Annotated in this window: 6 protein-coding genes; 5 read left to right on the plus strand and 1 reads right to left on the minus strand. The window is 76.1% G+C overall.

Going from position 1 to position 9,540, the window contains the following annotated elements; translation table 11 throughout:
* The first annotated feature begins 1,208 nt into the window (after positions 1–1,208).
* From purD to E1283_RS24910, 5 genes are all read left to right on the plus strand, one after another.
* Positions 1,209–2,465, plus strand: a complete 1,257-nt coding sequence (gene purD / locus E1283_RS24890) for a phosphoribosylamine--glycine ligase (RefSeq protein ID WP_132820380.1) — start codon at positions 1,209–1,211, stop codon at positions 2,463–2,465.
* 255 nt (positions 2,466–2,720) lie between these two features.
* Positions 2,721–4,193 carry a hypothetical protein gene (locus tag E1283_RS24895; RefSeq protein ID WP_132820381.1) on the plus strand — a complete coding sequence of 491 codons (1,473 nt, stop codon included), beginning with the start codon at positions 2,721–2,723 and terminating at the stop codon, positions 4,191–4,193.
* 181 nt (positions 4,194–4,374) lie between these two features.
* The gene (locus tag E1283_RS24900) at positions 4,375–5,817 is read left to right on the plus strand and encodes a N,N-dimethylformamidase beta subunit family domain-containing protein (protein WP_132820382.1); all 1,443 of its coding nucleotides are present in this window, start codon (positions 4,375–4,377) and stop codon (positions 5,815–5,817) included.
* A gap of 136 nt (positions 5,818–5,953) precedes the next feature.
* Positions 5,954–6,880 (plus strand): phosphoribosylaminoimidazolesuccinocarboxamide synthase, encoded by a 927-nt coding sequence (locus tag E1283_RS24905; RefSeq protein WP_132820383.1) that lies wholly within the window; start codon positions 5,954–5,956, stop codon positions 6,878–6,880.
* 191 nt (positions 6,881–7,071) lie between these two features.
* On the plus strand, positions 7,072–8,061 hold the full coding sequence (locus tag E1283_RS24910) for a helix-turn-helix domain-containing protein (RefSeq protein WP_132820384.1): 990 nt from the start codon (positions 7,072–7,074) through the stop codon (positions 8,059–8,061).
* An 18-nt stretch (positions 8,062–8,079) separates the two neighbouring features.
* Here E1283_RS24910 and E1283_RS24915 read toward each other — a convergent pair whose 3' ends face one another.
* The gene (locus E1283_RS24915) at positions 8,080–9,525 is read right to left on the minus strand and encodes a phytoene desaturase family protein (RefSeq protein ID WP_132820385.1); all 1,446 of its coding nucleotides are present in this window, start codon (positions 9,523–9,525) and stop codon (positions 8,080–8,082) included.
* Positions 9,526–9,540 lie beyond the last annotated feature (15 nt).

Genomic DNA, 9,540 nt, shown 5'->3' on the forward strand with positions numbered 1-9,540 from the left:
GTATGGGCGCGGTCATCGCTTTCGAGGTGGCTCGACGAACCCGCCGCGGAACCGGCCTCCCTCGACCACCCGTTCGCCCGCGAACGGCATGTCTGGCTCTCGCTCCACGCCGCCGCGACGAGGAGCCTGGCCCAGGGCTCGATGATCGTCTTCAGCTGACGAGCGAACCGGCCCGGAGGGCCGGATCGCCTCGCCTTGCCTCGCCTGTGCGTGGGCTGCACCACGGGTGGCCGAGGCAGCCACCCGGCCGCGCCGGCTCCGCCGGCGACGGCAAGGGTCCGGAGGCCCCGTCCCGAACCGGGCGGCCCGCAGGGCTGTGGGGCTTCGCCCCTATCCCCCGTCCGGCCCGGAGGGCCGTGAAGGCCCCGTGCCGCCGGTGACCGCTCCGGCCCGGAGTGCTGGGGCTTCGCCCCCACCCCGGTCGGCCCGGAGGGCCTCGGCTCTGCCGGGCTCCGTCCGCCCCGAGGGCCGGTTCCGCCGGTGACCGCCCTGGCCCGGGCGGCCCGCAGCGTTCCCGTCGGCGCGGACGGCCGCGGCTCTGCCGCACCTCGCTCACCGTGAGGCGCCGACCACCGCAGGGGCTCGGATGGCTGAGGCTTCGCCCTGTACCGGGTGGCCCGCAGGGCTGTGAGGCTTCGCCCCACTCCGGTCGGCGCGGAGGGCCTCGGCTTCGCCGGGAACCGTACCGGCCCGGCGGGCCCGTCCTGGACCGGGCGGCCCGCAGCGTTCCGCGGCTTCGCCCCACCCCGGTCGGCCCGGAGGGCCTCGGCTCTGCCGGGCTCCGTCCGCCCGGAGGGCCTCGGTTCCGCCAGCCACCGCACCGGCCCGGCGGGCCCGGGATCGCCAGGTCGGCAGGTCCAGCTCGCCATGGACCGGGCGGCCCCCAGGTCGGTGCTCCGTCCGGCGCCGCTCTGCCCGAAGGGGCAGGGGCTCCGCGCCGGCCGGCCCGCAGGGCCCCGGCACCGGCCCGCAGGGCCCGGCTTCGCCCCGCCGCGTGTGGCCCGCCGTGCGGGAATCCGGATCGGCCGGCCCGCGAGGGCCCCGGCACCGGCCCGGAGGGCCGGACCCGGGACGGGGGCGCGGCCGGCCCGCGAGGGCCTCGGCGGCCGGTTGGCGGGCGGCGGGGGCGTCAGCCCCGTGACGTTGTCGGCCGTCGCTCGAAAGGGTGGAAGTCGGGGCACGGGCCCCACGCCGTTAGGCTGCCCTGCGTGAGGATCCTTGTCATCGGCGGCGGCGCCCGCGAACACGCCCTGTGCCACGCTCTCTCCCGCGACCCGGCCGTCACCGGGCTGCACTGCGCGCCCGGCAACGCCGGGATCGCCGAGGTGGCGACCACCCATCCGGTCGACGCGCTGGACGGCGCCGCCGTGGCGGCGCTCGCCGGGCGGCTCGGCGCCGAGTTGGTCGTGGTGGGGCCGGAGGCCCCGCTCGTCGTCGGTGTGGCGGACGCGGTGCGGGGCGCCGGGATCCCCGCCTTCGGGCCCTCGGCCGAGGCCGCCCGGCTCGAGGGCAGCAAGGCGTTCGCCAAGGAGGTCATGGCCGCCGCCGGCGTCCCGACCGCCAGGTCGTACGTCTGTGTGGGCGCCGCCGAGGCCGACAAGGCGCTCGACGCGTTCGGCCCGCCCTACGTCGTCAAGGACGACGGCCTGGCCGCCGGCAAGGGCGTCGTCGTCACGGAGGACCTGGCCGCGGCCCGCGCGCACGCCGTGTCCTGCGAGCGCGTCGTCATCGAGGAGTACCTGGACGGCCCCGAGGTGTCGCTGTTCGCCGTCACCGACGGCGAGACCGTCGTGCCGCTCCAGCCGGCCCAGGACTTCAAGCGCGCGCTCGACGGCGACCAGGGCCCCAACACCGGTGGCATGGGCGCCTACTCGCCGCTGCCGTGGGCCGACCCCGGTCTCGTCGACGAGGTGCTGAGCACCGTGCTCCAGCCGACCGTCGACGAACTGCGGCGCCGCGGCACCCCGTTCGCCGGGCTGCTCTACGCCGGGCTCGCGCTGACCTCGAACGGGGTGCGGGTCGTGGAGTTCAACGCCAGGTTCGGCGACCCGGAGACGCAGGTGGTGCTGGCCCGGCTGCGCACCCCGCTCGCCGGGTTCCTGCTGGCCGCCGCCACCGGCGAGCTGGTGGGCCTCCCGCCGCTCCGCTGGAGCGAGGACGCCGCCGTCACGGTGGTCGTGGCGGCCGAGGGGTACCCCGAGGCGCCGCGCTCCGGCGACCCGATCGAGGGCCTTGACGAGGTGGCCGCGGCCGAAGGACCCGACGCCTACGTGCTGCACGCCGGCACGCGCCGGGACGACGACGGCCGGATCGTCAGCGCCGGCGGCCGGGTGCTCTCCGTCACCGCGACGGGGGCCGACCTGGCGGCCGCGCGGGAGACGGCGTACCGCGCCGTGGGCCGGATCCGGCTCGCCGGCTCGCACCACCGCGGCGACATCGCCGCGCGGGCGGCCGCGACCCGATAACACGGCCCCGGTTGCCTGCTTTACCCAAAGCCCCACCATCGAGTGACCAATCCGCTGACCGGCTGACGCGTCAGCCGTGCCCAACTAGGGTGCGGCGCAGTGTGTTTCGCCCCCGTCCCCGGCTGTCGCCTGGGATGCCAGCCGGCCGTTCCCTACGGCGATCGGATCACCGTGCGTTGCGTTGTCAGTGCCCGGTGCGACAGTGGGAGAACGGCCAGGGTGGTCGGCGGCGTCGGAAGAGCGGAGGGCAGGGCCATGGTGCAGCGTGAGGCGCGAACAGCCGGCGGCGCCGGACACTCCGCGCGCGATCACGCGCTGGCCGTGCTGCGGGTGCGCGACACCGCGCTGGCGCTGGCGCTGCTGCCGGCCGCCGTCGCCGTGGTGCTGTTCGTCACCGGCACCGGTGGCGCCGTCCGGTGGCCGGTGGCCGGCGTCGCGGTCGCGGTGCTGGCGCTCGCGGCGGCCACCGGGGCACGCATCGCCGGGGCGCGTCCCGTCGTCACACCCACCGTCGAGGTGCCGGAGCACGCCGCGCCGGCGCTGCACGGGCTCATAGTCGACCTCGCCGAGTGCCTCGACGTCCCGGCGCCGGCCGGCATCGCCCTCACGCCCGACTGCGACAGCTGGCTGGAGGAGCCGCCGCGCTCGGGCCGGCCGGGTTCGGTGGCGCCGGTGCTGGTCATCGGCTCGCCGTTCCTGTGGTGGCTGCGGGTGGCCGAGCTGCGCGCGCTGCTCGCGCCGGTCGTCGCCGGCACCGGGCCCTCGGCCCACCCGGACGTGGCCGCCGCCCGCCGCTGCGTCCGCGCCTGGGACGCCGCGGCCGGGCTGGCCGCCGGCTCCTCGGCGCTGCGCCGCCCGCTGCTGGCCTTCGCCGGTCGGGCGGCCCGCCTGATGCTGCGCGCCGCCGCCCGGCACTCGGCCGAGATGGAGCGAGGCGTCGCGCTGGCCGCCGCCGGCCGCGCCCAGGGCGTCGATCCGGTGCTGCGCACCTCGGCACAGGAACAGGTCGGCCTCGCCTACGCCGGCTGGGACCGGCTGCTCACCCGGGTCGCGCTGCCGGCCTGGCGGATCGGCCGCTGGCCGCGCGGGCTCAACGCGGGCGTGGTCGCCGCGCTCACCGAGCTTTCCCGCCGCGACCGGCTGGCCGAGGGCTTCACGGCCAGGCTCGGCGAGCGGCCCGCCTGCGACCTGCTGGACGAGCCGGGCGCCATGGACGACGAGATCTCGCTGCTCGCCGCCCGCCTGCTGCACGGGGCGCCGGCCGGCGCGCCACCCGCCGACTGGACCCCGGTCGACTGGCCGGCCTACCCGGAGGAGGTCGTCGACCGCATCTGGCGCGACCGGGCGGCCCGGCTCTTCGCCGCGTTGGACGCCGCCGAGACGCCGACGCTGGCCTGGGTCCTCCAGCGGCTCACGGACGCGGCGGCCACCGACCACGGGGTGGACGCGCTGGCCGCCCGGCTGGTCGCCGGCCAGGAGCGCGGCGAGAAGCGGGAGTCGCTGGTCGAACACGTGGCCGCGGCGGTCTGCTGCGCGGCAGCCGACACCACGGCGGCCGTGCCCGGGCTCGACTGGCTGGACGGTCCGGTGCTGCTGGCCGACGGCAAGCGCCGGCAGGACCTGGCGGCGCAGGTGCACAGCCTGGTGGACGACGGCGACCCCGGCCCGCTGCGGGAGTGGCTGGCCGGCATCGGCGCCCGGGCGGACAAACCGGTGCGCCTCGTGTGACCGAGGGGGCGCGGGTGGCACCTGGCCGCAACTCGCCGAGCGCCCTGGACAGTTTGCCCGGTTGGCGCCACTATCGGGCCATCATCTCCGGTCAACGCCGCGACGAATGGTGATCGAGCACTCGCGGGATGTGATGTGCTGGGTGGTCCTACAGGCGCGACGGAGGTGCAGGGAGGGGAGTTTGAGAGAGAGCACCGAACGCATTGGGCGATGGGAGTCGGGCGCGCTCACCCAGGCCGTTTCCGACCCGTTCGGGCAGGGGCCGCTGCCCTGGTTCCGCGGGGACGAGAGCCAGTTCAGGCGCAGCGACCACGCCGTGCCGACACGGCCCGCCGGGCCGGCCAACGCGGACGACGTGGCCTGCCAGATCAAGGGCTTCGTGCCGGACGGCGCGGTGGCCCCCGGCCGGCCGCTGGACTTCCGGGTCACGGTCGACCCGCCCCAGGAGTTCACCATCGACATCTACCGCATCGGCCATTTCGCCGGTGACGGCGCACAACTTCTGCTGCACAGTCCCAAGTTGATGGGCACGCGGCAGCCGGCACCGCTGGTCGCGGGCCGCACGGTCTCCTGCCACCACTGGTGGCTCTCCTGGCGGCTCCAGGTGCCGGCCGACTGGCAGCCCGGCGCCCATGTCGCCGTCCTCACCACGGCGGACGGCGCCTACCGCTCCCATGTGCCGTTCACCGTCCGGGACGACAACCCGGCCGACCTGCTGCTGGTGCTGCCCGACGTCACCTGGCAGTCGTACAACCTCTTCCCCGAGGACGGCCGCACCGGCGCCAGCCTCTACCACGCGTGGGACGCCGGCGGCCGGCTGCTCGGCGAGCACGACGCCGCGGTCACCGTCTCCTTCGACCGTCCCTACGCGGGCGCCGGGCTGCCGCTGCACGTGGGCCACGCCTACGACTTCATCCGCTGGGCCGAGCGGTACGGCTACGACCTCGCCTACGCCACCGCCCGCGACCTGCACGCCGGCCGCGTCGACCCGGCCAGGTACCGGGGGTTGATCTTCTCCGGCCACGACGAGTACTGGTCACGCGAGATGCGCGCGGTCGTCGAGCGCGCCAGGGACGGCGGCACCTCGCTCGTCTTCCTGTCCGCCAACACCATGTACTGGCAGGTCTCGCTCGGCCCGCTGCCCTCCGGCGACCCCGACCGGCTGCTCAGCTGCCGCAAGCGCCAGGGCCCCGGCCGGGCGGTGCTGTGGCGGGAGCAGGGGCAGCCGGAGCAACTGCTGCTCGGCATCCAGTACGCGGGGCGGGTGCCGCGCCCGCACCCCCTGGTGGTGCGCAACGCCGACCACTGGCTGTGGGAGGCCACCGGCGTCCGGGAAGGCGACGAACTGCCGGGGCTGGTCGCCGGCGAGGCCGACCGGTACTTCCCGCGCACCGCGCTGCCGGAGTCCGTGAGCCGGGTGCTGCTCGCCCACTCCCCGTACCGGGACGACGCGGGGGCCAGGCGGCACCAGGAGACCTCGCTCTACCGGGCGCCGAGCGGCGCCTGGGTCTTCGCCTCCGGCACCTTCGCCTGGTCGCCGGCGCTCGGCCGCCCCGGCCACCTGGACTCCCGGATCCAGAAGGCGACGGCCAATCTGCTGGACCGTATCTGCAAGCGCGACTAGCGGCCCGCCCCCCTCGGGGGGCGGGGGCCGATGCGCCCCCCGCCGGGGCGGCGCGGGCCCTGCGGGACAATAAGGGCGCCCGGCCGACCATCCACCCGAACCGGCCCATCAGTCCGTCACGTTGCCAGGAGGCGCAGTGCCAGGATTCGTCGACAAGCCCGAGCCCGTCGAGGTGCCCGGGCTCGTGCACCTGCACACCGGGAAGGTACGGGACCTCTACCGGAACGAGGCGGGGGAGCTGGTCATGGTCGCCAGCGACCGGGTCTCCGCCTACGACTGGGTGCTGCCCACCGAGATCCCGGACAAGGGCCGGATCCTGACCAGGCTGTCCCTGTGGTGGTTCGACCAACTCGCCGACCTGGTGCCCAACCACGTGATCTCCACCGAGCTGCCGGCCGGCGCGCCCCCCGACTGGAAGGGGCGGGTCACCGTCTGCCGGCAGTTGGCGATGATCCCGGTCGAGGCGGTGGCCCGCGGCTATCTGACGGGCTCGGGGCTCGTGGAGTACGAGCGGGACCGCACGGTCTGCGGCCTCGCCCTGCCGCCCGGTCTCGAGGACGGCTCCGAGCTGCCCGCCCCCATCTTCACCCCGGCCACCAAGGCCGCCGTCGGCGAGCACGACGAGAACGTGAGCTACGAGGAGGTCGCCCGCAAGGTCGGCGCCGACACCGCGGCCCAGCTGCGGCAGGCCACCCTCGCCGTCTACGGGCGGGCCAGGGACGTGGCCAGGGACCGCGGGGTGATCCTGGCGGACACCAAGTTCGAGTTCGGTCGCGGCGCCGGTGAGGACGCCGACGACCCGCTGGTGCTGGCCGACGAGGTGCTGACGCCGGACTCGTCGCGGTTCTGGAGCCGGGACGAGTGGCAGCCGGGCCGGCCGCAGCGGCCCTACGACAAGCAGGTGCTCCGCGACTGGCTCTCCTCGCCCGAGTCCGGCTGGGACCGGTCCGGCGAACTGCCGCCCCCCGAACTGCCGGCCGAAGTGGTCGAGCGCACCCGGGGCCGCTATGTCGAGGTCTACCGGCGGCTGACCGGCGTGGACTGGGACCGCCCGGCGGACTGACCCGGCCACCGGCCCGTTCCCCGGGACCGTCATGGCTCCGCGACGAATGTCACGGAGCCGGCACGGTCCACGTCCGGGAGATTCACAGCCCGCGCGGCGCGCCCCGTTCGGTGATAGCAAGAGGGCCGGTGACCGCGAAGGTGCCGGTGATGGCGAAGGGGCGCGAAAGCCGTCGCGGCAGAGGGTGAATCATGGGGGAAAGCAGGTTGTCGTTCTTCGGTGTTTCCGGCGAGGACGAGAAGGTCTACCGACACGTTCTCCGAAGGCCGAGATCGACGCTTCCCGAGCTGTGCCACACCCTTGACCTGGAGCCGGCCGAGGCGTTGCCGAGGCTGCGCCGGCTGCGCAGCCTCGGCCTGGTCAGGCTGGCGGCCGGCGGTCGCATCGCACCCGCGCACCCCGAGACGGCGGTGGCGCGGCTGAGCCGGGCCGACTCCACCGGCGGGGACCCGGACCGGAACTCCGACCGATTCGCCCGCGGCGCGAGGGAATTACTCGCGTCGCTGCGCGCCGAGGCGGCGGCCGGTGAACCGGGGGCGGCCGCCGAACGCCCCGGCGTGGAACTCGTGAACGACGCGGCGGAGATCCGGGACCGCGTTGTCGACTGGGCATTCCAGGCGTGCGAGGAAGTGCTTTCCCTGACGCCCTGGCACGCCATGCCGGCCGCGCATCTCGCGTTCATCCGCCCGATCGCGCTGCGCTGCCTGCGCCGCGGGCTGCGGTGCCGCGTCGTGGTGCCGGCCGCCTGCCTGGAACATCCGCCGACCGCCGACTACCTGGCGGAGCTCGCCCGGCACGGCGCGCGGATCCGCCTGGTGGCCGACGCCACCGAACGGCTGCTGATGGCCGACCACCGGATCGCCCTGCTCCCGGCCCGTGGCGACGACCTCGACCACGGCGCCCTCGTCGTCACCGAGCCGGGGATCCTCGCCGGCCTCACCGGCCTGTTCGAACGCGCCTGGGCGGTGGCGGCGCCCTACCCGGGCCCCGCCGGGCTGGCGGACACCGAGCGGCGGGTGCTGGTCGCCATGTGCTCGGGCAGCCTCGACGAGACCGGCGCCAGGACGGTCGGCGTCTCGGTCCGCACCTACCGCCGCCGGGTCGCCGAGCTGATGCGGCTGCTCGGCGCGGGCAACCGTGCCCAGGCCGCCCTGCTCGCCCGCGACCGCGGCTGGATCTGACCCACCCGGGGCCGACGCTCAGGGCGCGAGCGAGGGCAGCGCCCGCGCCCCGAACCGGTGCCGCAGCGCGGAACGGGCGGCGAGCAGCCCGCACATCCCGTGCACGCTCGGCCCCGGCGGGGTGGCGGCCGAGCACAGGAACACCCCGGGCAGCGGCGTGCGGTACGGGTCGAACCTGGGCACCGGCCGGGCCACGCTCTGGTAGAGCGTCATCGCCCCGGAGGCGATGTCGCCGCCCACGTAGTTGGGGTTGTGCGACGCGTAGTCGGCCGCGGCGACGGCCCGTTCACGCAGCACCGTGTCGCCGAAGCCCGGCGCGAACCGTTCGATCTGCCGCCGCACCAGGGGCAGCGGATCGCGGGTGTCCCCGTTGGGCACGTGCGCGTAGGCCCACACCGGCCGAGCCCCCGACGCGGCTCGCCCCGGATCGGTGACGGCCGGGTCGACCAGCAGCACGAACGGTTCCTCGGTCGGCACCCCGCGCGCCGCGAGCGTCTCCTGCCGGACGATCTCGGCCCGCCCGCCGCCGAGATGCACCGTGCCGGCCCGGCCGACCAGCGGATCGGCCCACGGGATGGGCTCCGACACCAGGAAGTCCACCTTGGCGGCGGCCGGACCGTAACGGAAGCGCGCCAGCCGCCGCGCGTAGCCGGCGGGCAGCCGGTCGCCGGCGATGGCCAGGAACTCCCTGACCCCGACGTCCAGCAGTACCGCCCGGGCGCCCGCGAACTCCCGCAGGTCGGTGACCCGGTGTCCGGTGTGCAGCGTGCCGCCGTGCGCCCTGATGTCGTCGGCCATCGCCTCGGCGATCCGCCCGCTGCCGCCGCGCGGCAGCGGCCAGCCGCCCACGTGGGCCAGGTGCCCGAGCAGCGCCGCGACCGCCGCCGTGGGCAGGCTGGGCAGCCGGCCGAGGCCGTGGGCCGCGACCCCGGCGAGCAGCGCGGCGGCCTCCTCGCCCTCGAAGGCCCCGGCGGCCAGCCGGGTGCCGTGCCGCGCCAACCGGCCGGCGAGCAGCCACGGCACGAGGGGATCGCGGGGCAGCGCGCGCTGCCCGGAGAGCAGGAACCCGGTGACACCCGCGCTGTGTTCGACCAGCGGCCGCATCAGCCGCCGCCACCGGGCGCCGTCCGGCCCGAGCCGCTCGGCGGTGCGCTCCAGATCGTGGAACGCCACGGCCGCCGGCCCGCCATCCAGGGGATGCGCGTAACTGATCTCGGGCCGCAGCAACTCGACGCCGCGCGCCGCCAGGTCGAACTCCCGGAAGAACGGCGACGCCGCCGCCATCGGGTGCACGGCCGAGCAGACGTCGTGCGTGACCCGCTCGTCGAACAGGCTCTCGCTGCGCAGCCCGCCGCCGATCGCCGCCGCGGCCTCGTACACCGCCACCCCGAGCCCGGCCCTGGCCAGCACGACTCCGGCGGCCAACCCGTTCGGCCCGGCCCCGACGATCACCACATCCACCACGCCCCGACGCTACCC

The sequence above is a fragment of the Streptomyces hainanensis genome, from assembly GCF_004348415.1.
Taxonomy (GTDB): Bacteria; Actinomycetota; Actinomycetes; order Streptomycetales; family Streptomycetaceae; genus Streptomyces; species Streptomyces hainanensis.